Origin of the sequence: Streptomyces sp. NPDC057136 (genome assembly GCF_042670885.1) — a bacterium.
Lineage (GTDB): Bacteria > Actinomycetota > Actinomycetes > Streptomycetales > Streptomycetaceae > Streptomyces.
In genome coordinates this window covers 61,869-84,564 of record NZ_JBHUUV010000001.1, presented here as the reverse complement: position 1 = coordinate 84,564, position 22,696 = coordinate 61,869, and the positions used below count along the sequence as shown (strand labels likewise).

16 protein-coding genes are annotated in these 22,696 nt (G+C 69.6%); 10 read left to right on the top strand and 6 right to left on the bottom strand.

Annotated features, from left to right (window positions below):
- The first annotated feature begins 37 nt into the window (after nt 1-37).
- The 3 genes from ACFT7S_RS00390 (at nt 38) to ACFT7S_RS00380 (ending at nt 7,704) form a co-directional block, all read left to right on the top strand.
- Nucleotides 38-4,192, top strand: coding sequence for a hypothetical protein (locus ACFT7S_RS00390; RefSeq protein ID WP_382724988.1), 4,155 nt, complete (start codon nt 38-40; stop codon nt 4,190-4,192).
- 438 nt (nt 4,193-4,630) lie between these two features.
- The gene (locus tag ACFT7S_RS00385) at nt 4,631-5,212 is read left to right on the top strand and encodes an ISAs1 family transposase (RefSeq protein ID WP_382725866.1); all 582 of its coding nucleotides are present in this window, start codon (nt 4,631-4,633) and stop codon (nt 5,210-5,212) included.
- 521 nt (nt 5,213-5,733) lie between these two features.
- Nucleotides 5,734-7,704, top strand: coding sequence for a collagenase (locus ACFT7S_RS00380; protein ID WP_382724986.1), 1,971 nt, complete (start codon nt 5,734-5,736; stop codon nt 7,702-7,704).
- A 262-nt stretch (nt 7,705-7,966) separates the two neighbouring features.
- Here ACFT7S_RS00380 and ACFT7S_RS00375 read toward each other — a convergent pair whose 3' ends face one another.
- A complete protein-coding gene (locus ACFT7S_RS00375) occupies nt 7,967-8,989 on the bottom strand; it encodes a LysR family transcriptional regulator (RefSeq protein ID WP_382724984.1) in 1,023 nt (340 codons plus the stop codon).
- A gap of 100 nt (nt 8,990-9,089) precedes the next feature.
- On the opposite strand from ACFT7S_RS00375, the gene ACFT7S_RS00370 reads away from it, so the two are divergent.
- The gene (locus ACFT7S_RS00370) at nt 9,090-10,280 is read left to right on the top strand and encodes a M6 family metalloprotease domain-containing protein (protein ID WP_382724982.1); all 1,191 of its coding nucleotides are present in this window, start codon (nt 9,090-9,092) and stop codon (nt 10,278-10,280) included.
- Nucleotides 10,281-10,339: 59 nt separating this feature from the next.
- Here ACFT7S_RS00370 and ACFT7S_RS00365 read toward each other — a convergent pair whose 3' ends face one another.
- Genes ACFT7S_RS00365 through ACFT7S_RS00345 form a run of 5 tightly spaced genes read right to left on the bottom strand, consistent with a single transcriptional unit; the run spans nt 10,340 to nt 16,053 of the window.
- A complete protein-coding gene (locus ACFT7S_RS00365; protein ID WP_382724980.1) occupies nt 10,340-11,356 on the bottom strand; it encodes an ABC transporter ATP-binding protein in 1,017 nt (338 codons plus the stop codon).
- A complete protein-coding gene (locus ACFT7S_RS00360) occupies nt 11,353-12,372 on the bottom strand; it encodes an ABC transporter ATP-binding protein (RefSeq protein ID WP_382724978.1) in 1,020 nt (339 codons plus the stop codon). The genes ACFT7S_RS00365 and ACFT7S_RS00360 overlap by 4 nt, the downstream gene beginning before the upstream one ends.
- Nucleotides 12,372-13,358, bottom strand: a complete 987-nt coding sequence (locus ACFT7S_RS00355) for an ABC transporter permease (RefSeq protein ID WP_382724976.1) — start codon at nt 13,356-13,358, stop codon at nt 12,372-12,374. The genes ACFT7S_RS00360 and ACFT7S_RS00355 overlap by 1 nt, the downstream gene beginning before the upstream one ends.
- Nucleotides 13,355-14,287 (bottom strand): ABC transporter permease, encoded by a 933-nt coding sequence (locus ACFT7S_RS00350; RefSeq protein WP_382725863.1) that lies wholly within the window; start codon nt 14,285-14,287, stop codon nt 13,355-13,357. The genes ACFT7S_RS00355 and ACFT7S_RS00350 overlap by 4 nt, the downstream gene beginning before the upstream one ends.
- Nucleotides 14,288-14,301: 14 nt before the next feature.
- A complete protein-coding gene (locus tag ACFT7S_RS00345) occupies nt 14,302-16,053 on the bottom strand; it encodes an ABC transporter substrate-binding protein (RefSeq protein ID WP_382724974.1) in 1,752 nt (583 codons plus the stop codon).
- Nucleotides 16,054-16,229: 176 nt separating this feature from the next.
- Here ACFT7S_RS00345 and ACFT7S_RS00340 point away from each other — a divergent pair, with 176 nt between their 5' ends.
- The 6 genes from ACFT7S_RS00340 (at nt 16,230) to ACFT7S_RS00315 (ending at nt 22,666) form a co-directional block, all read left to right on the top strand.
- Complete coding sequence (locus tag ACFT7S_RS00340; RefSeq protein ID WP_382724972.1) at nt 16,230-17,384, top strand: NAD(P)/FAD-dependent oxidoreductase; 1,155 nt, start codon at nt 16,230-16,232, stop codon at nt 17,382-17,384.
- A gap of 87 nt (nt 17,385-17,471) precedes the next feature.
- The gene (locus ACFT7S_RS00335) at nt 17,472-17,786 is read left to right on the top strand and encodes a (2Fe-2S)-binding protein (protein ID WP_382724970.1); all 315 of its coding nucleotides are present in this window, start codon (nt 17,472-17,474) and stop codon (nt 17,784-17,786) included.
- Nucleotides 17,767-19,221 (top strand): FAD-dependent oxidoreductase, encoded by a 1,455-nt coding sequence (locus ACFT7S_RS00330; protein ID WP_382724969.1) that lies wholly within the window; start codon nt 17,767-17,769, stop codon nt 19,219-19,221. Before ACFT7S_RS00335 ends, ACFT7S_RS00330 begins: the two co-directional genes overlap by 20 nt.
- A gap of 117 nt (nt 19,222-19,338) precedes the next feature.
- Nucleotides 19,339-20,247, top strand: a complete 909-nt coding sequence (locus ACFT7S_RS00325; protein ID WP_382724967.1) for a dihydrodipicolinate synthase family protein — start codon at nt 19,339-19,341, stop codon at nt 20,245-20,247.
- Between the two features lie 32 nt (nt 20,248-20,279).
- Nucleotides 20,280-21,284 (top strand): proline racemase family protein, encoded by a 1,005-nt coding sequence (locus ACFT7S_RS00320; RefSeq protein WP_382724965.1) that lies wholly within the window; start codon nt 20,280-20,282, stop codon nt 21,282-21,284.
- The gene (locus ACFT7S_RS00315) at nt 21,281-22,666 is read left to right on the top strand and encodes an aldehyde dehydrogenase family protein (protein WP_382724963.1); all 1,386 of its coding nucleotides are present in this window, start codon (nt 21,281-21,283) and stop codon (nt 22,664-22,666) included. Before ACFT7S_RS00320 ends, ACFT7S_RS00315 begins: the two co-directional genes overlap by 4 nt.
- Nucleotides 22,667-22,696 lie beyond the last annotated feature (30 nt).

Below are 22,696 nucleotides of genomic sequence, written 5' to 3'. Positions count from 1 at the left end.
CCACGGCGTCAGTGATGTCGCGGGAGCGGGCTTTCTCGTGGCGCCCGACGTCATATGCACCTGCGCACATGTGGTCGCGGATGCGCTGGGCCTCTCGCGGGATCTCGAGACCGCGCCCGCCGAGGCCATACGAGTCGACTTTCCGCTGCTCCGTGACGCGGACGGGGCCGTCCCTGCAGCGCTGGCCGGCGTTGTCTCCTGGAAGCCTGTCATGGAGGACGACAGCGGAGACGTGGCACTGCTGCGCTTGGATCAGCTCGTACCCAACGCGCACCCGGTGGCCCTGGTGGACGGCACGTCCGTGTGGGGGCACGCTTTCCGGGCGTATGGATTCCCGGGCGGTGGTAACCACGGAATGTGGGCGACCGGCAAGCTTCGGAGCGTACAGGGAGCGGGTTGGGTCCAGATGGACACCGACGCCGACAGCAGGCCGATCACCAAGGGCTACAGCGGCGCAGCAGTGTGGGACGAGGTACAGCGCGGAGTCGTAGGACTGGCCGTCGCTGCCGGTCGGGGCGAGTTGGCGGGGACCTCGTTCCTCATACCGTCCGAGTCGCTGGTGGACGAGGAGGTCCTGCGACCGACCTGCCCGTTCCGCGGCCTTGAGGCGTTCGACGAGGGGGACGCCCAGTTCTTTCATGGCCGCGAGGACGAGACCGGGCGGCTGGCTGAGTCGATCGCCCAGCGGCCCTTCACGGTGGTGGTCGGACCTTCCGGATGCGGCAAGTCTTCCCTGATCCGCGCCGGTCTCCTGCCGCGGCTTCGGGCAGACGGCATGGACATTTCCATCCTGCGCCCGGTGCCGGGGGACGAGCCGGAGGCAGTGCTGGCGCATGCGCTCGTGGCTGTTCTGGAGCCGGGGACAGGGGAGATCAATCGGCTCAGCAAGGCTGATGGGCTGGCGCGGCTGCTCCGGGACGGATCGGTGGACGAGACGAGCCGCAACGGCATCGGTGGGACGGGGCCCGGCGAGGTTCCGCCGGGACCCACTGACCGCCTGCCTGCGGCTGTGGCCGGCCTGCGGGACGCACTTGAGAAGCGGGCCGGTAATAGCGGCCACCTGATCTTCGTCGACCAGCTGGAGGAGTACGCCGCTGCCGAGCCGGCCGCCGCTCGCACCCTGCTCAGCCTGCTCGTCGCGCTGACAGGACCACCGCGGCCGACAACCGGGTACGGACTGCGGGTCGTGGCCACCGCACGCCAGGAGTCCATGGACATCCTGGTTACGTCCCGGACGTCCGGAGCGCTGAGCGACGCCGTTCTCTTCCTTGCCGCGCTCGACGCCGATGACTTGTACCGAGCCATCACGGCCCCTGTCGCTGCGGTGCCGGGGCTGTGGCTGGAGCCGGGGCTTGCCAATCGCATCATCGAAGACGCGGTGGATCAGCCCGGGCGGATGCCGCTGGTGGAGTTCACTCTCACCCGGCTCTGGGAGGGGCGCGAAGGCTCCCTGCTCAGCCATGCTGTGTACGAGGAACTCGGCGGTGTGGCCGGAGCCCTGGTGGGCTATGCGGACGAGACCTACCACGCGCACGTTCCCGCATCCGAAGAGCCTGTCGCGCGCCGGCTGTTCGTGCAACTGGCCCGCCCCGACGACCGCGGTGGCTATGTTCGCCGCACCACGCCGGTCACCCAGCTCGACCCCGCAGCGGTGGCTCTGGCCCGCCGCCTGGCCCGGGGCAAGCTTGTCGTCATCGGCCGCACCGCGTCCGGCACGGAGATTGTCGACCTCACGCACGAGGCTCTGACCCGGCTTTGGCCCACCCTGCGCGACTGGTTGGACGACAGCAGGCATTTCCGGCTATGGCAGGAGCAGCTGCGCACGGAAATGGGGCGCTGGCATGAGAAGGGCCGAGAGACGAAGGCCCTGCAGCGGGGAAGGACCCTCGCCGAGAGCAGGGAATGGTCGAGGCAGCGGCCTGAGGATGTGGCCGACGACGAACGCTCCTACATCGACGCCGGCAGACGGTACGAGGAGCGGACAGTCCGTCGGCTGCTGGCGGCCGGGGCAGTACTCATTGCGCTGCTCCTCGTAGTGGGGACGCTGGGCAAGATCGCTTTCGATACCAGTCAGGAACTCAGGATTCAGCTGCGCACCCTCGCGTCGCGCGCCCTGGCTGAGGAGTCCGGTAGGCGGCAGGCCGAGGCTCCGGGGACGGCTGTGCAGTTCGCGCTAGCTGCCTGGCACGCGGGACAGACGTTGCAGGCCCAGGAAGCATTGCTCAATCAGTACGTGCGGGCTCAGTCTGTGCGTAATGCCCACACGGGCTTATGGCGCGGTCGCGTACGAGACCTGGACTCGACTCCGGACGGGCGCACCGTAGTAGTGCGGTCCAAGCCGGGGGGAAGCGACCCGTATCAGGTGTCTGTCGTGACCGGCGCGATGGAGGACAAGCCGCGCCACTACACGCTTCCCGATGTGCCCGACACAGATCAGCGCGGCCAGGTGAGCCCGGACGGGCGGCATTACGCGGTGGCCATGCCGGGCGGCACAGTGTGGCTCTGGCGACTGGATGGGAAAAGCAGTGCCCCGACCCGGCTGGGACGCAGCCTCACGGGCGAGCTTGATGGGGTCAGCGCGGGGCTGGACTTCAGCGCGGACGGAAGCCGTCTCCTGAGGATGCTGGACATCCATACTCCAGGCGCCGAGGGGGCCGAACCGCAAGCCTTCCTCGACGTATGGGATCTGACGACTCTCAAAGAACTGCCGGTGTCGGACGCGGTGGTGTCCACAGCCGGATACCAGAGCGTGGGCTTCGGAAAGACCCCCGACACCGTGGTCGTCACCACCAAGGGTTCCACAGATGCCAGAACTCCCGACGGGGGAGTGCTGCGGGACCTGCGCACCGGCGACATCCTGCACAAGATCGTGGCCGACGAGAATGACTGGGTGTCATCCGATGTCACGGGTGCGTACGGTTTTGACACCGACGAACACGATGGCTACGCCGACATCACACTCGGCAGGAAGGGCACGGACGACACCTATGTGACACGGCTGCCCATGGATGACGAACCGGGCTACGAGGACCCGGTGATCGCAATGGCAGACCACAAGGACGACGGGCTGATAGTACTGTCCCCAGTCGGAGACACACTGGTGGCAGCCTATGTGCGGCCCGTTGGCCGACCCGATGACACAGCCGAGACCATACGGTCTGTTATGTCGCCGGACGGACGGCGAGTCGCGGGACTGACTGATCATCAGGTTCGGGTGGTCGACCTCGCACGCGGCAGCAGGACAGACATCAAGCTGCCAGACTCGGACGGCCGCGCCGAGAAAGGGAAATGGGACGTCGCCTGGACGGCGGATTCGAAGCGTCTGGTGCTCTGGGAGAAGCGTCCTCGTCTGTTCGTCTACCAGGGCGACGCCTTGTCCCACCGCAGGGACATACCGCTGGACACTGGTGCTGAGAGCGGCGAGTTGGAGAGCACGATCGACGCGGTTGAGCCCCTGCCCAGCGGCGACGTCGCCGTTCTGACAGCAGGCGGAGCCCTGCTCCGGGTGGACCCGGAGCTCGCTGTGCAAACGGGGAAGCCCCTGTACGTCGATCGCTCCCCGGTCATCCAGACCTTCCCCGGATCCCTGGGCCAGCTCCGCGGCCGCCCGGACAACCCGCACCAGGTCGCCGTGGTAACACGCAATGACACGAAGCTGGGCAGGATTCAGATCTGGGACATCCTGGCTCGCAAGCAGGCGAAGGTGTTGCAAGGAGATGAGATCAGTACCCGTTTCGACGAGAGCGACCCCAGCCAGCTGGCATTCTCCCCGGATGGCCGGTACCTCCTGGTGGAGAACAATGACGCCAGGCTGCACCGCTGGGACATCGGCAAGCAGTTGGTGGTCGGCAAGCCCATGTCCATGGCGACCGGTGACAGCGTCAAAGGAGTCACGAGCAGCGGACTAGTAGTCACGCAGGAGATAGGCGGCATCGGCTACAAACTGTGGAGAGGCAACGGTGATCGCATCGGCACCATCCCGAGCCGTGAGTCCACGGCTGTCCTGCGAGGTTCCGAACTCATGGTGGAAAGCGAAGGCAGGCGCAACACCTTCGACCTCCGGGCCGATGCCTGGTTCACCCATCTGTGCACGAGTGTGGAACGCCCCTTCACTGCAACCGAGCGCAAGATTCTTCCCTCTGGTACCCCGCCTGAGGCTCCCTGCGGCCCTGGCGCTGCCACGAACCGATAGGGCCCGCTGACCAGGGCTTCGGCGTAGTCGTCCAAGGCCGGTTCGTGATGATCCGTCAAGGCGGTGTGGGCGCCGGGAACATGACAGGCGCGGACTTCCAAGATCATGGAGTTCTCCACGCCCCGTGACCTCGATGGAAGACCCTGCCTGCCGACGCATCATCGCCGATCCCGCCCGCGCTTGACCAGCTGCGCGAGCATCCCCAGGCCGCCCCCGGCGAGGTCCCCGGCCTCTTGGAACGGTTGGCCGAGGTACCCCGCGTGATCCGCGCGGGGTGCGGCACGCACTGGTCGTCGTGCTCGCGTTGACCGCGTGTGCGGAGCTGGCCGGGCGACCTACCTGCTCGCGGTCGGGGAGTGGATCGCCGACGCCCCGCGGCCCGTCCTCGATCGCCTCGGTGTACGGATCGATCCGCGGTTCCCGAAACGGTGCCCGCCGGTGGAGGCGACGGTGCGATTGCTGTTGGCCCGCCTGGACGGTGACGCGCTGGACCGGGCGGTCGGCGGCTGGCTCGCCGACCGGCGTCGCGCGCCTCAGAGGCAGCCTCGCGCGCCTCAGAGGCAGCCTCGCGCGCTGGCCGTCGACAGCAAGAGCCTGCGGGGTGCGGCCCGCGCACACGGCCGCAAGATCCACCTGCTCGCCGCGTGCGAGCACACCACCGGCCTGGTCCTCGCCCAGCTCGATGTGGGCGAGAAGACCAACGAAATCACCTGTTTCCACCAGCTGTTGGAAACGGTGGCCGATCTGGCGGACACCGCCATGACCAGCGGCGCGATGCACACCCAGCGCGAGCACGCCTACTACCTCCGGGGCCGGGACGCGCACTGCATCGTGATCGTGAAGGGGAACCAGAAAAAGCTCCGCAAGCAGCGTGTCGGGGCAGGATCGACGCGATGGTCTGACGGGTGGGGCGGACCTGCCGCTGGCGCTCTGGCTGAGGCCTGGCCTGATTGTCGGAGGAGAGTCGCGGCTCCTATTGGTCGAAGCTCAGCCACACGAATAGGAGCCCCAGCAGTGTGAAGCACCCGGTGATGAGGATGCCTTGGGCCGGCAGCAGGGCGTCTTCCTCGAACTCGATGTAGTGCCCGTCGAGGGTGGTGAAGCCGTGGACGTGGTGCCAGGATCCCCAGTCCCACCCAACACATTGTCATCTCCGCAGGGTTGTAGTGATGCGGCCACAGGAAATGGTCGAGCTGGGCCTCGCGCTCGTCGCCCCAGGCCCGGCAGCTCTTGAGGGTCTCCCTCTTGCAGGTCGCGTTCCAGCTCTCCGCGAGCGCGTTGTCCGCCGAGCTGCCGATGGCGCTCATGTAGTTCCGTCCGGGAATCTCAAGATCCCCGACAGGATCCTTCTCTGATGTCTCATCAGTTTTCTTCTGTTGCTTGCAGCCCTCTTTCACTGACATGTGAACTGTGAAATTGTACGGTCACACTTTTGGTGGCATGACAGCTCCGGGAGTGCTCAACTCCCGTTGCCATCACGGTCCGCACCCCCCACCGCCGTGCCCCATGCACGGCTGCCGACTGGCCTGGAGGCCATCGCTATGCGCACACCCCCCACCCTCAGGAAACTCGCCCGACTGCTGATACCTACCTTGGCCGCTGGCCTGGGGCTCACCATGCTCGCCCCCAATGGCGGGGCGGCTCCGGTCGGCGCCGGGGCACCCAAGCCCGCACCGAGGTCGGCCCCCGCCCCACAGCCCGCCTCCGCCACCGTGCTTGCCGCCGACCTCGCACCCGGGCACGCAGCCGACCCCGCGCGGTCGGCCACGAAGGCCTCGAATTCCGCGCAACGCCCTCCGCTCCCCGCGGCCCAGAACGCCGCAGAGCGCAAGCAGGTCCGCTCTGCGGCGAAGGCCGCGGCGGACTGCAACGTCAGCGACTTCACCTCGAAGACCGGCGCTGCCCTGGTCGAGCAGATCAAGCAGTCGGAAACCACCTGTATCAACACGCTGTTCGGCGTGGCAGGTGAGGACTCCAAAGCCCTCTTCCGTGAGGAACAGATGGTCACGGTGGCGAACGCACTCAAGGATGTCGCGACCAACTACCCGGGGGACAACAGCACTTTCGCAGCCCAGGTGGTGCTGTACCTGCGCGCCGGCTACTACATCCAGTACAACCAGCCGGAGAACGTCGGCGAATACGGCCCGACGCTGAAGAGCGCCATTCAGGGCGCCCTGGATGCCTTCTTCGGCTCGTCCCACGCCTTCGACGTCACCGAGGCCAACGGAGAGACCCTGGCCGAGACGGTCACGCTGATCGACAGCTCCGGAGAGAACGCCCGCTACCTCGACGTGATCAAGCGCTTGCAGAAGGACTACAACTCGTCGTACGACCAGTTCTACTGGATGCTCACGGCGGTCAACAACACCTACACCGTGCTCTTCCGCGGCCACCAGCTGCCGGAGTTCGTGGAAGCCGTGAAGGCGGACCCGAGCGTCCTCACCGGACTGCGTGACTTCGTCGTCGCCCACGACGATCTGCTCGGCACCGACAAGTCCTACCTGGCCAGCAACGCCGGACGCGAACTCGGCCGCTTCCTGCGGCACGCCGACCTCAAGGGCGCCGTCAAACCGTTGGCCAAGGAGCTGCTCGGCCGCAGCGAGATCACTGGACGCACCGCCGCGCTCTGGGTCGGCCTTGCCGAGATGACGGACGAGTACGACAAGGAGAACTGCGCCGAGTACGACACCTGTGAACTGCAGAACCGCGTGCGTGATGCCGTGCTGACGGTCAAGCACGCATGCGGTCCGAGCGCGAAGATCCTCGCACAGGAGCTCACCGCGTCCGAATTGTCGGCCACGTGCGACAGCGTCCTCAAGCAGGACCCGGTCTTCCACGACATCGTCAAGGACAACGGTCCGGTCAAGGACGACAACAACACCAGCATCGAGATCGTCGCCTTCAACTCCAGTACCGACTACAAGACCTACGCCGGTGTCGTCTTCGGTATCGACACCAACAACGGCGGCATGTACCTGGAGGGCGACCCGGCCGCTGAGGGCAACCAGCCGCGCTTCATCGCCTACGAGCAGCCGACCCAGGACGGCGCCTTCCAGATCTGGAACCTCAACCACGAGTACACCCACAACCTCGACGGCCGCTACGACATGTACGGCGACTTCGCAGCCGGGCAGACCACCCCGACCGTGATGTGGATCGAGGGCCTCGCCGAGTACGTCTCCTACTCGTACCGCGGCATCACCTACGACAGGGCGATCGAGGAGGCGGGCAAGAACACCTACAAGCTCAGCCAGCTCTTCGGGACCACCTACGACAACGCCGACACCACCCGTATCTACCAGTGGGGCTATCTGGGCGTCCGTTACATGCTCCAGTCGCACCCCGAGGACGTGGCCACCCTGCTCGGCCACTACCGCGCAGGCGAGTACGACGCGGCCTACACCCTGCTCCGCGACACCATCGGCACCAAGTACGACGCCGACTTCGCCGACTGGCTGAGCAAGTGCGCCGGCGGCGACTGCGGCCAACTGCCGACCCGGAGCGGACGGTGACCGAGACCCCGGTCACCGGCAAGAACTGAGCCAGGAGAGCCTGGTGTCCCGCGCACCGTTCGTGCGCGGGACACCAGGCTTCTCAACTGCCCCGGTTAATCTGTCAATCCTCTGAAAACGTGGAGGCTCCTCCGGGACCTGGGCCAGGTGTGGGAACCGCTTCCGCCGGCGAGCGTACGCGGGACTTCCGGCGCAGGCGCCCGGACAGCCGTCGCGGACTCTGCGCAGGATCACCGGGGACCTCGATGAAGGTGGCGTGGCCTCACCGGCATGCTGAGGGAGTCCCGTCGCCCTCCTCGCCGCAGGGCACCGCCGCAGCGCAGTCCGGTAGCCGCGCCGCATGCGGATGCCGCCGACGCCAGCGTGCGTACACCGGGGCGGCGGAGCAGGACGTGAGGTAGCCCGCCGAGACCGTGCGCAGCAGTGCTTCGCCATGTGCGGCGAGGGGGCCGTCCCGGTGCCAGGCCAGAACATGGCGGTACCAGAGGGGATTTCCGGCCAAGGGGCGGACGGTGACGCCCGGGGACTCCAAGAAGGTGGCCTGGCAGAGGCTGACGGCCAGACCGACGCGGACCAGCTCGGTCAACTGGCGGCCTTCGGCCTCGTACGGAGTGGCGGGCCTGTGGCCGGTCAGCGCACACACGGAGTCCCAGTACTCGCGGGTGCGGTCGCCGTCGGGCCGGGGCACCGCCCAGTCGTGGTCGGCGAGTTGGGCCAGGGACACGGACTCCTCGGCGGCCAGCGGGTGGGCCGAGGGCAGCAGGGCGAAGACCGGCTCGGTGACCAGTGGGGCGAGGACGATCCCGTCGTGCGGGGGCAGCTCCTGGTCGGGGTGGTCGCCGAGGGCTGCCGCTTCCAGCCGACCGGCGGCGAGGTCGCCGAGCAGTACACCCGGCGAGTACTGGCACCGGGCCGTCACCTCCGCTCCGGGCAGTGACTCCCGTACGGCCATGACGAGATGGCCGAGCAGGGGTGCCCCGACCGAACCGATTCGGACCCGGTGCGGGGACGCCAACCGGCGAGCGGCGCGGGCGGTGTCGGAGAGCAGCGCGTCGATGCCCGGCAGGATGGCGTGGGCCCGGGCCAGCACCAGCTCGCCGAAGGGCGTGGGCCGGGCGCCGTCCTGCCGCCGGTCGAAGAGCGCTCCGCCCAGCATGGACTCGATGCGGCGCAACTGGGCGCTGAGCCCGGGCTGTGTCATCGACAGCGAGGCGGCGGCCCGGGTGAGGCTGCCGGCCTCGGCGATCGCGCGCAGCACGCGCAGATGCCGTACCTCCAGATCCATGGCGCGGATGTTATGGACCGGCGACAGCTTTCGGACAGAGGATTGGCGCCCTCAGTCTTATGTGAAATGTCACACGTCATTCATGGAAAGGCCGTGAACCATGAGACAGTCCCCCGGCGAGTCCACGAGAAGCCTGCTGGCCGCCCTCGTCGCCGCCCTGCTGCTCCTGCTCGCCCTCCTCACCGCCCCGTCCGCCCACGCGGCGGACACGCCTTCGGCCTGCGCTCTGCGCGGCACCACCGGCTGGACGGACGAGGGGCACGACACGGACTACTCCGTGTTCCAGCGCCCCGCGGGCACCCTCCAAGTCGCCATGGTCTTCGTGGACTTCCCCGACGCACCCGCCACCGAGACCCCGGCCGATGACGCGGCGCAGATCACCCCCGGCGCCGACTGGCTGTGGAACGCCTCGTACGGCAGGACCTGGCTGGCGATCGAGCAGCACCAGCGGTGGGTTCGCATGCCGCACCCCTCCACGGACTACGGCTTTGAGCGCGGCCTGACCCACGAGACGCACGAGGCGTACCTCAGGGACGCGGTCACCGCGGCCGATCCCTTCGTGGACTTCTCGCGTTACTCGACGGTGTACGTCGTGCCGACGCGCAACGCGAAGGCGATCTCCTTCACCCCCACCTATGTGTACGAGCCGGACACGGCCGGAGTCGTCGCCGACGGCACCACCGTGAAGTGGGCGGTCACCTTCGGCCAGGACATGTGGCACTGGGGCGCCAAACTGGTCGGCCACGAGACCGCCCACACCTTCGGGCTGCCCGACCTGTACGCCTTCGACGCGGCGAGCGACGCCCACCGCTTCGTCGGCGGCTGGGACGTGATGGGCCTGATCGGCGGCCCGGGGTCGCAGTTCTTCGCCTGGCACTCCTGGAAGCTCGGCTGGACCGACGACGGCCAGGTCGTGTGCCGGGCATCGGTGGGCAGCGACACCGTGTACCTCACCGCCGTGGAGTACGGCGGCGGGACCAAGATGGCGGTGATCCGCACCAGTGCCACGACCGCGTACGTCGTCGAGTCGCGGCGCGCCGTCCACGCCGACACAGGCGTCTGCTCTACCGGCGCGCTGGTCTACCGGGTCGACACCGCCGCGGAGACGGGCCACGGCCCGGTCCGGGTCATGGACGCCAAGCCGGCCACCACCCCGGCGAGCGGCTGCCGCCCGTTGGACGACGCCCCCTACTGGAGCGGCGAGTCGTTCACCGACGCGGCGGCCGGTGTCCGCATCGAGGTGCTCGGCGCGGACGGCTACGGAGAGACGGTACGCATCTCCAAGTCATAAGCCGCACACAACAGTTGCGCCCCCGGCTCGCTCGCGGAGCCGGGGGCGCAACCATGGGGTCAGGCCCCCTCGGGGAAGTGGCAGGCGACCTGTCTGGCCTCGCCCGGGGAGGCGATCCGCAGCAGCGGCGCCTCGGTCCGGCAGATCTCCTGCGCCTTGGGGCAGCGCGGGTGGAAGGTGCAGCCGGGCGGTGGAGCGGCGGGGCTCGGCGGGTCGCCGAGCAGGGTGATCCGCTCGCGGGACCGCTCGGCCGCCGGATCGGGCAGCGGCACGGCGGACAGCAGCGCCCGGGTGTACGGGTGGGCGGGGGCCGCGTATACCCGTTCCTTGGTGCCGATCTCGACGATCCGGCCCAGGTACATCACCGCGACCCGGTCGCAGACCCGCTTGACGACCGACAGGTCGTGGGCGATGAACAGGTAGGCGAGGCCGAGTTCGCCCTGGAGCCGCTCCATCAGGTTGACGATCTGGGCCTGTACGGAGACGTCGAGCGCGGAGACCGGCTCGTCGGCGACCAAGAGGCGGGGGCCGGTGGCCAGCGAGCGGGCGATGCCGATGCGCTGGGCCTGGCCGCCGGAGAACTCGTGCGGATAGCGGTCGATGTGCTCGGGGATCAGGCCGACCAGCTCCATCAGCTCGACAGCCCGCCTGCGGGCGTCGGCCGCCGAACTTCCTTGCACCAGCAACGGATCGGAGATGATCCGGGCCACGGTCTGGCGCGGGTTGAGCGAGGAGTGCGGGTCCTGGAACACCATCTGCACGTCCTTGCGGAGCGGCTTCAGCTCGCGCTGGGACAGATGGCTGATGTCGCGGCCGTCGTAGGAGACGGAGCCCGAGGTGGGCTCAAGCAGACGGACGATCATGCGGCCGGTGGTCGACTTGCCGCAGCCGGACTCGCCGACCAGGCCGAGCGTCTCGCCCGCCGCTACGTCGAAGCCGACGCCGTCGACCGCCCGGACCGGCGGCGACGAGCGGCGCCTGCCGGGGAAGTGCATCGTCAGGTCGCGTACGGAGAGCAGGGGTTCGGGCCGCGTCCGGTGGCCTGCGGCGAGCTTGGGTTGGGAGCGTGTGGTCATGGGGCGACGCCTTCTGGGGCGGAGGGTGCGTACGCGGGGAAGTGGCAGGCCACCGGGTGCCCGGTCGGACCGCCGAGCGCCGGCAGTTCGGTCTCGCAGCGAGACCGATCGGCGGCCGGGGCCCGGTCCGCCCGGGGGCAGCGAGGGGCGAAGGCGCAGCCGGGGGCGGGGGTGAGCAGGGACGGAGGGCTGCCGGGGATCGCCCGCAGCGGTTCCTCGTCGCTGTCGTCGAGCCGGGGGAGCGAGTCGAGCAGGCCCTGGGTGTAGGGATGGGCCGGGGTCGCGAACAGCTCGTTCACGCCTGCCTGTTCGGCGGCCCGGCCGCCGTACATCACCAGGACGTCGTGCGCGACCCGGGCCACCACACCCAGATCGTGGGTAATCAATACGACGGCGAGGCCCCGCTCCTCCTGGAGCCGGGCGATCAGCTCCAGGATCTGGGCCTGGACCGTGACGTCGAGAGCGGTGGTCGGCTCGTCCGCGATGAGCAGCTCGGGCTCGCAGGCCAGCGCCATCGCGATCATCACGCGCTGGCGCATGCCACCGGAGAACTGGTGCGGGTACTCACCGGTCCGGCGCCTGGGATCTGGGATGCCGACCTCGGCGAGCGCCTCGATGGCCCGCTCCCTGGCGGCCCTGCGGCCGCTGCCGAAGTGCACCCGGTGGTGCTCGGCGATCTGCTCGCCGACGGTGTAGTAGGGGTGGAGGCTGGAGAGCGGGTCCTGGAAGATCATCGCCACCTTCCGGCCGCGCAGCCGGTTCAGTTCCCGCTCGGCGAGCCCCACCAGCTCCTGCCCGTCGAGGCGGATGGAGCCGGTGACCTCGGCACCGGTGTGCAGTCCGAGCACGGCCATGGAGGTGACGGACTTGCCGGAGCCGGACTCGCCGACGATGCCCAGCGTCCGGCCCCGCTCCACATCGAAGGCGAGCGAATCCACGGCCCGTACCGGACCGTGCTTGGTGGTGAACGTGACCGTCAAGTCACGTACCGACAGCAGGGGTTGGATGTCGCCCATCAGTACCTCACTCGTGGGTCGACGACCGCGTACAGCAGGTCGACGACCAGGTTGGCGACGACGATGAAGGTGGCGGCGAGCAGGGTGACGCCGAGAATCACCGGCTGGTCCCCCGTGGACAGGGCGCCGTAGAAGAGCCGTCCGATGCCCGGCAGTCCGAAGATCGACTCTGTGATTACGGCGCCTGCGAGGAGCCCGCCCAGGTCCATGCCGAAGATGGTCAGGATGGGGGTCATGCCTGCCCGCAGCCCGTGCTTGACGACGACCGTGCGGCGCGGCAAACCCTTGGCACGGGCCGTGCGGATGTACGGCTCCGCCATCGTCTCGATCATCGAACTGCGGCTCTGGCGGGCGTACATGGCCGCGTACAGGACTGCCAGGGCCAGCCACGGCAGCAGCAGGTTGGACGCCCACTCCAGCGGGCTGGAGGTGAGGGAGACGTAACTCGGATAGGGGAGCAGCCCGGCCAATCGGATCAGCCCGTAGATCAGCATCATCGAGGTGAAGTAGACGGGCAGCGAGGCGGCGGCGACCGCGCCGACCATCAGGGCGCGGTCGGTGAGGCTGTCCTTGTGCAGGGCGGCGACGACACCCGCCGTCAGTCCGAGCAGCAGCCAGATCACCGCGGCGCCGAACGCGAGCGATGCGGAGACCGGCAGCCGGTCGAGGAGCAGGTCCCACACCTCCTGGCTGTTCTCGTACGAGTAGCCCAGGCACGGGAAGCCGCAGTGCAGGGCGTACTGGCCGCTGCCCATGGTGCGGCCGGTGAAGATTCCGGTGGCGAAGTCCACGAACTGCTGCCAGATCGGCTGGTCGAGGCCCATGTTCGCGCGGATCGCCTCCAGTCGTTCGGCGCTGCACGACTTCCCGCAGGCAGCGGCTGCGGGGTCGGACGGCAGGACGTAGAAGATGGTGAAGGTGACGGCGGCGATAGCGATGAGTACGCCGAGTACGCCGAGCAGCCGCCGGCCGAGGTAGAGGATCATGAGCGGCTGCCCCTGGGGTCGAGGACGTCCCGCAGCGCGTCGCCGAGCAGAGTGAAGGCGAGCACGGTGAGGAAGAGGCAGATGCTCGGGAGGACGAAGTACATGGGGTCCGTGTCGTAGAAGTTGACGCTCTCGGCGATCATCTGGCCCCAGGAAGGGGTGGGCGGGCGGACGCCGACCCCGAGGTAGCTGAGGGCCGCCTCGGTGGCGATCATGCCGGGGATGATCAGGGTGGTGTACGCGACGACGGGCCCCGCGACCCCGGGCAGCACCTCGCGGGTGAGGATTCGCCAGGGTCCCGAACCGCCCACCCGCGCGGCGTCGACGTATTCCCGGTGCTTGAGGGAGAGGGTCTGGCCGCGCACGACCCGGGCGATGCCGGGCCAGCCGAAGAGACCGATGACGGCGGTCATCAGCACGACCCGGTTGACGTCCCTGGCCACCGACATCATCGCGATCATGAAGATGAGGGAGGGGAATGACATGGTGAGGTCCATCAGCCGGGAGAGCGCAGCGTCGGTGCGGCCGCCGAAGTAGCCGGCCGTGATCCCGGCCGCCGTCCCTGCGACCACGACGATCGCGGTCGCGGAGAAGGCGATGAGCAGGGAGACCTGGGCGCCGTGCACCACGCGGGCGAAAAGGTCGCGGCCGGTGACGGGTTCGACGCCGAGCCAGTGATCGGCCGATATGCCGCCGAGCGGGCCGATCGGCTGGCCGCCCAGATAGGGGTCGATGGCGGTCTTGTCGAACTCATCGGGCGACCAGCCGCCCAGCGAGCTGATCAGCGGGGCGGCGATCGCCATGACCGCGAACAGCGCGACCACGATGAGGGAGATCTTCACGGAGGTGCGGCGGCGGAGCTCCGCGAGGGCGAGCTGCCAGGGGCCGCTGCCCGCGGCTTCGGATGCCGCTGGGGAGGTGGTGGCCATGATCTGACGTGCCATCAGTTCTTGCTCTTTGCGGGTTCCTTGAGGCCGACCGTGGCGTAGTCGACCTGCCCGCCGAAGGAGGTGTGCCCGAAGGCGCCGGCGACGTTGGTGCCGAGCAGCAGCGGATACCGCTCGATGACGGCGGGCATCGTCGGGGCCTTGGCGAGGATCTGTCCGTCGAGTTCCTGCCATGCCTTGTTGGCCTGTGCGGTATCCGTCATGGCGGCGATCTCGTCCATCCGCTGCATGGTCGGCTTGTCGCGGAAGAGCGAGTGGTTGCCGGAGTTCCCCTTCTCCTTGATGTAGCGGCCGTCGAAGACGAACGGAAGGAAGGTGGAGCCCGAGGGGTAGTCGGGGCACCAGCCGGTGTAGATCAGGTCGGTGCGGCTCTTGGTGTCGCCGATGGAGTCGTAGAAGGCGGACGGGTCGACGGTCTCGACGGTGACCTTGATCCCGGCCCGGCCGAGGGACTGCTGCACCGCCTCGCCGATCCCCTTGTCGCCGTTGGAAACGGTGATGCTGGTGCTGAACCCGTCCGGCTTGCCCGCCTCCTTCAGCAGCTGCTTGGCCTTCTCCACATCGCCGGTGACGGGGATGGACAGGGTGTCGGGCTGCTTGCCGCCGAAGAGCGAGCCGGGCATCAGGGCCGTCGCGGTGTCGTTGAGCGCGGGCCCGCCGGTCGCCGTCATCACGGCCTCACGGTCCAGGGCGTACTGCACGGCCTGGCGGACCTTGACGTTGTCGAACGGTGCGCGCCCCGTGTGCATCTGCACCATCTCGGTGCAGTTGGTGGACTCGGCGAGCAGCCGCGCCTTGACGTCGGTCTTGGTGAGCACCTTGGGGGCGCTCGCGGGGCGCATCTGGCCCCAGGAGACGGCGGAGGCGTCCGGGCCCTGGGAGGCGATGAGCCGGTCGTCGATCTGGTTGGCCTTGAGCCCCATCACCACGACCATCCTGTCCGGGTACGCCTTGCGCACCGTGTCGCTCGCCGGGTCCCAGTGAGGGTTGCGGACCAGGACCATCTGCTTGTCCCGGTCGTACCTCTCGATCTTGTACGGCCCCGAGGAAAACGGGCGGTTGTCGTACCGGGGGCCCTTGTCCTGGTCCTTGGGAACCGGGGAGAAGGTGGGGAGCACCGTGGCGTAGGGGAACTCGGCGAAGGGCTTGCGGAGTTCGAAGACGATCGTGTGGTCGTCGGGGGTCTTGATCGAGGCGAGGTGCTTGCCCTTGGCCGGGCCCTGGTAGCCGTCGGCGCCGACGAGGTAGCGGGCCGCGTAGTCGGGGCCGCCGGGCAGGTCGGGGGAGAAGGACCGCTCCACGTTGTACTTGACGTCCGCGGCGGTGATCGGCGTCCCGTCCTCGTACTTGAGGCCCTTCTTGAGTTTGAAGGTCCAGGTCTTGGCCCTGTTGGAGGAGACACCGAGGTCTTCGGCGAGGTCGGGGGTCAGCTCCCCGCCCTTGGCGCCCGGTTCGGCCTTGTACGTCACCAGGGTGCGGTAGAGCAGTCGGGTGCCGAAGTCCATGTCGCGCACCACCCAGTTGCGGGCCGGATCGAGGTGCGTGAAGTCCTGGTCGGACAGCACGGTCAGCGTGCCGCCTTTCTGCGGGGTGCCGCCAACTACCTTGCCCTCGTTGGAAGTTGCCGGGTTCTTCCCGGCGTTCTTGCCCTGGCCGCCGCCGCTCTTGCCGTCGGTACAGCCGACGGCGGTGAGGGCGACGGTCGCCGCCAGGGCGGTGGCGACGGCGTGCAGGGTGCGCTTGTTCATCAGTGGTCACTCCGTGAACAGTCGGAAGCCTGAGGCGGCTGGAATGTGACCTGTAACATAGTAATGTGAAATGGTACTGGCAAGATGCCCGCGACTCCGTTACGTACCCGTGTCCAACCCGACGGCTTTCCGGCGGGGACCTTGGCAGCGGGAGTGCAATGTGAAATATTACTGAGGTGCTCACGAGAAACTCCTCGGACGTCATCGTTGTTGGGGCGGGCGTGGTCGGCGCGGCCTGCGCCTACTACGCCGCCCGGACCGGCCTCACTGTCACCGTCATCGACCGCGGCCCCGTTGCGGGCGGCACGACCGGCGCAGGAGAAGGAAACCTCCTGCTCTCCGACAAGGAACCAGGACCCGAACTCGAACTCGCCCTGCTCTCCGCCGAACTCTGGCGGGAGCTGGCCGTCTCGCTCCCGCCCGCCATCGAGTACGAGGCGAAAGGGGGCCTGGTCGTCGCCTCGGGCGACGCGGGGCTGCGCGCCCTGCGCGACTTCGCGGCCAAACAGCGGAAGGCGGGGGTCGAGGCGCAGGAGATCCCGGCCGACCGGCTCCACGACCTGGAACCGCATCTGGCCCCGGACCTCGCGGGTGGCTACCACTACCCGCAGGACGCCCAGGTGCAGCCCGCCCTCGCCGCCGCCCACCTGCTGAAGGCGGCGGGGGAGCGGGTGCGGGTGCGGCTCGGCGAGGAAGTCACCGGCCTCCTCACTGGAGAGGGCGGGAAGGTCCGCGGGGTGCGGACCGCGGGCGGCGAACACCACGCCGCCCATGTGGTCAACGCCGCCGGCACCTGGGGCGGCGAACTCGCCCGGCTCGCCGGCGTGGAACTGCCCGTGCTGCCCCGCAGGGGATTCGTCCTGGTAACCGAGCCGCTGCCGCGCGTGGTGCGGCACAAGGTGTACGCGGCCGACTACGTTGCCGACGTGGCCAGCGGATCCGCCGCCCTCCAGACCTCAGCCGTGGTCGAGGGCACCCCTGCGGGGCCGGTCCTGATCGGAGCGAGTCGCGAACGGGTGGGCTTCGACCGTTCCCTGTCCACCGAGGTGCTGCGACGCCTCGCGACGGGGGCCTCAGCCCTCTTCCCGGTCCTCGCCGGGGTGCGGGTGATGCGGACGTACGCGGGCTTCCGCCCGTACCTGCCGGACCACCTGCCCGCGATCGGCCCCGACCCGCGCGCCTCGGGACTGCTGCACGCCTGCGGCCACGAAGGTGCAGGGATCGGCCTCGCCCCGGCCACCGGACTCGCCATCGCGGCCTGCCTGACCGGTGGCGAACAGCCCCTGGACATGGCGCCGTTCAGGCCGGACCGCTTCGGGGCAGCGATCTGAGCCGGCGAGCTCCGGGACCGCTGCCCGTCCCGCCCCACCCCCTGCGCGGAGCCATGTGCTCTGCCCGCACACGAGAGGAGGCCCCCAGTGGCCCGTACCCCCGCAGGACTGGTCGGGGCGCAGCCCGAGTCACAGTTCGAGATCACTCTGGACGGGCGCCCCGTGCCCGCGCTCTCCGGTCAGTCAGTCGCCGCCGCGCTCTGGTCGGCGGGCATCCTCGCCTGGCGGACCACCCGCGTCGGCGGCCGGCCGCGCGGCGCCTTCTGCGGCATCGGGCAGTGCTACGACTGCCTCGCCACCATCAACGCGGAGCCCAACCGCCGGGCCTGTCTGGTCCCGGCCCGCCCCGGCGACACGATCACCACCCAGGAGGGAGACGGCCGTGCCGAGCTCAGCGTCTGAACCGTACGACCTCGCGGTCATCGGTGCCGGGCCCGCAGGGCTCTCCGGCGCCGCCACCGCATCGGAACTCGGCCTTTCCGTCGCCCTGTTGGACGCATCCGGCCAGGTCGGCGGCCAGTTCTACCGGCATCCGGACCCGGCAGCCGGGGTCGCGCGCCCCGAGGCCCTGCACCACGGCTGGTCCGCTTTCGTCGAACTGCGCAGAAGACAGGAGGCGAGCGGCGTCGCCCACCTCGCGGGTCACCACGTCTGGACGGTGACCGGGCAGGACGGCGACTGGGCGGTGCACGCCGTGACCGGGGCCGACGGCGAGGGGGAGCGGCCCGTGCGTGTACGGGCCCGCGCCCTGCTCCTTGCGACCGGTTCATACGAGCGCCAACTACCTTTCCCTGGCTGGACGTTGCCCGGGGTCGTAGGGGCGGGAGGCGCGCAGGCGATGCTCAAGTCGGGGCTCGTCCTGCCGGGCAGCCGGATCGTCGTGGCGGGCAGCGGCCCCCTGTTGCTCGCGGTCGCCTCCTCGCTCGCCGCGGCCGGGGCGCGGGTTCCCGCAGTGGTGGAGGCGTCCGGCTACCTCCGGTACGCCCGCCGCCCGCTGGCGCTCGCCGCGAACCCGCAGAAGATGACGGAGGCGGTGGTGCACGGGTCCGCGCTGCTGCGCCACCGCGTACGGCCGCTGCTGCACAGCGCGGTCACCGAAGTGCACGGGGCCCAGCGGGTGGAGGCCGTCACCGTCTCCCGGCTCGACCGGGACTGGCGGCCCTTGCCGGGGACGGGGCGCCGCATCGAGTGCGACGCACTCGCCGTGGGCCATGGCCTCGCACCCCAGATCGAACTCGCCACGGGGCTGGGCTGCGCCACCCGCCGTACCGCCGACGCGACGACCGCCCTCGTCCTGGACGACCTCCAGGAGACCTCGGTGGCCGGTGTGTGGTCGGCGGGCGAGACCGGTGGCGTGGGAGGCGCACAGCTGGCCATCGCCGAGGGTGAGTTGGCGGCACTTGCCGTCGCTGCGCGGCTGCGCAGGCAGAGCGCCCAAGGTGGGCAGAGCGCTCCCGGCCAGCTGCGCCGCGCCCGGCGACTGCGCCGCCGTCGTGCCCGGATGCGTGTCTTCGCCGACGTCATGGCCGCGTCCCACGCCCCGGGAACGGGCTGGCCGTCCTGGCTTTCCGACGACACCGACGTGTGCCGCTGCGAGGAGGTGACCGCCGGGCGGATCCGCGAGGCGGTCGACGAGCTCGGCGCCCACGACGCGCGGACCGCCAAGCTCCTCACCCGCGCGGGCATGGGGTGGTGCCAGGGCCGGATGTGCGGTGCGGCCGTGGCCTGCCTCGCGGCGGGCGGCGGCGTTCCTCCGTCGGACGAGCGCCGCCTCCTGGCCGTCCCCGTGCCGCTTGCGGTGCTCGGCTCGCTCGACGAGCCGACCGAAGACCACTGAGAATCGAATGCCGCCGAGAACCGCATGCCGCCGAGAACCGAAGACCACCGAGAGACGCGCCCCTCGCGGGGCGCCGTACCACAATAAAATGTCACACACTACAGAAGGCTGACAGCTATGACCGCCAACTCCTGGAACACCTCCCGTCCGTGGCGCGGCATCATGGTCGCCACCACGCTTCCCCTGCGCGACGACCTCTCCGTCGACTACGACGCCTACGCCGAGCACGTCCGCCGGCTCATCGACAACGGCTGCGACGGCGTCGTCCCCAACGGCTCGCTCGGCGAGTACCAGACCCTCACCGACGAAGAGCGGGCCCGCGTCGTCGAGGTCGCCGTCGAGGCCGCGGGTGACGGGGCAAGGGTGATGCCCGGCGTCGCCGCCTACGGCAGCGCCGAGTCCCGTCGCTGGGCGGACCAGGCCGCCGAGGCGGGCGCGGGCTCCGTGCTCCTCCTGCCGCCCAACGCCTACCGCGCCGACGAGGAGGCCGTCCGTGCGCACTACGCCGAAGTCACCAAGGCGGGGCTGCCGGTCGTGGCGTACAACAACCCCATCGACACCAAGGTCGACCTCACCCCCGCACTGCTCGCCCGGCTGCACCAGGACGGTCACATCGTCGCTGTCAAGGAATTCACCGGCGACGTCCGCAGGGCGTACGAGATCGCCGAACTCGCCCCGGAGCTCGACCTGTTGATCGGTGCGGACGACGTCCTGCTCGAACTCGCCGTGGCCGGTGCGGTCGGCTGGGTCGCGGGCTACCCCAACGCCTTCCCTGCCACCTGCGCGGCGCTGTACCACGCAGCCGTCTCCGGTGACCTGCGCGCGGCGACGCCCCTCTACAAGTCGCTGCACTCGCTGCTTCGCTGGGACTCCAAGACCGAGTTCGTCCAGTCCATCAAGCTGTCCATGGACATCGCGGGACACCACGGAGGACCGGTCCGCCCGCCGCGCACCCAGCTCACCGGAGCCATCGAGGCCGGTGTACGGGAAGCGACGGAGAAGGCCATCGCCGAGGGCCACCACTGATCGCCAACACAGTCGTCAGACAAGGAGAGTTCGTGCGTACACGTCATGTCTTCCACGCCGTCGACTCGCACACCGAGGGCATGCCCACCCGAGTGATCACCGGTGGCGTCGGGGTGATCCCGGGCGCCACCATGGCCGAGCGGCGGCTACACTTCATCGAGCACCTTGACCATCTCCGTACGCTCCTGATGTACGAGCCGCGCGGCCACGCCGCCATGAGCGGAGCGATCCTCCAGCCGCCCACCCGGCCCGACGCCGACTACGGCGTCCTGTACATCGAGGTGTCCGGGTTGCTGCCCATGTGCGGCCACGGCACCATCGGAGTCGCCACGGTCCTCGTCGAGACCGGGATGGTGCCTGTGACCGAACCGGTCACGACGGTGCGGCTCGACACCCCCGCAGGCCTCGTCTCCGTCGACGTACGGGTCGAGGACGGCGCAGCGAAGTCGGTCACCTTCACCAACGTGCCCGCCTTCAGTGTCGGCCTGGACCTCAAGGCGGACGTCCCCGGATTCGGGACGGTGACCTACGACCTCGCGTTCGGCGGCAACTTCTACGCCTTCGTCCACCTGGACGACCTGGGGCTGCCCTTCGACCTCGCCCGCAAGGACGACCTGCGCACGGCGGGCCTCGCCATCATGGACGCGATCAACGCATCGCCCGACCGGCCCGTCCATCCGGAGAAGCCGGAGATCGCCGGGGTCAAGCACGTCTACCTCGCAGCCCCCGGCTCCGACGCCCACCATTCGCGGCACGCGATGGCGATCCACCCCGGCTGGTTCGACCGCTCACCGTGCGGTACGGGCACCTCGGCCCGGATGGCCCAGCTGCACGCGCGCGGCGCACTGCCGCTCGGCCGCGAATTCGTCAACGAGTCCTTCATCGGCACGCGCTTCACCGGCCGCCTCCTGGCCGAGACAGAGGTCGGCGGGCGCCCCGCCGTCGTGCCCGCCATCACCGGACGCGCCTGGATCACCGGCACCGCCCAGTACTTCCTCGACCCGGACGACCCCTTCCCCGGAGGTTTCCTCCTGTGACCGCCCTCGCAAGCCTCTCGCTCATCTCCCGCAACCCAGCCGACCCCGACGACGTCCTCGTACAGATCGCCTCCCCCGGGGCGTTCGCCACGGCCGATGCCGTCGAGCGGGCGCGCGCCGCTCAGCCGGGCTGGCTGGCAGGCGGCGCGGCCGCCCGGTCGACGGCGCTCGGCGCGGTCGCCGCCGCCATCGACGTAGCAGCGGACGAGCTGGCCGCACTCGCCGTGCGCGAGGTCGGCAAGCCGCTCGCCGAGGCCCGGGCCGAAGTCGCGCGGACCGCCGCGATCTGGCGGTACTACGCCCAGGCTCCGTACGAGCCCGTCGGCGCCGTCCACGAACCCGCCGCAGGGGCGGGTCTGCTGCTCAGCCGCCGCCGCCCGCACGGCGTAGCGGGCCTCATCACGCCGTGGAACTTCCCCTACGCGATCCCCAGCTGGAAGGCGGCGCCCGCCCTCGCGGCCGGCAACGCGGTGGTGCTCAAGCCCGCCCCCGACGCGACGGCCTGCGCCCAGCGGCTCGACGAGATCATCCAACGGGCGCTGCCCACGGGGGTGTTCACGGTCGTCCCCGGAGGCGCCACCGAAGGAAACGCTCTGGTCCACGCGGCGGACGTCGTCTCCTTCACCGGCTCGACCGCAGTCGGTCAGGCGGTGGCGCGCTCGGCCACCGCGCGGGGCATTCCCGTCCAGGCAGAGATGGGCGGCCTCAACGCCGCGATCGTCCTGCCGGACGCGGACATCGAGCAGGCGGCCGCTCACATCGCCGCCTCGATCGCCGGGTACGCGGGACAGAAGTGCACCGCCACCAGCCGAGTGATCGCCGTCGGAGCGGCCCTCGACCCCTTGCGCGATGCGCTCTCCGAGGCGCTGAAGTCCCTTGTGGTGGGCGACCCGGCTGACCCCGCGACCGTATGCGGGCCCCTCATCAGCGCATACGCCCGCGACCAGGTCGCCGAGGCCTGGCACGGCCTGGCCGCGCTCGTCGGCGGCACGGTGCCCGACGGGCCAGGCTGGTACGCCGCCCCAACCCTCGTGGAGAAGGTGCCCCCCGGGCACCGGCTGCTGCGCGAAGAGGTCTTCGGCCCCGTGGCGGCCCTGCTGTCCGCCGACGACCTCGCCCACGCGGTGCGGACCACCAACTCCGTTCCGTACGGCTTGGTCACCTCGGTCCACACCACCGACTGGGACGCGGCCATCGGCGGCCTGGACCGGATCGACACCGGGATGATCCGGATCAACGCACCGTCCACAGGTGTCGACTTCCACCTCCCGTTCGGTGGCGCCAAGGCATCCAGCCACGGCCCGCGCGAACAGGGCCGCGCGGCCCTGGAGTTCTACTCCTCCAGCCGCACGTACACCCTGTCACCTGCGAAAGCAACGTGACATTGTACTCTGGTGATCTCGGTCGGCACG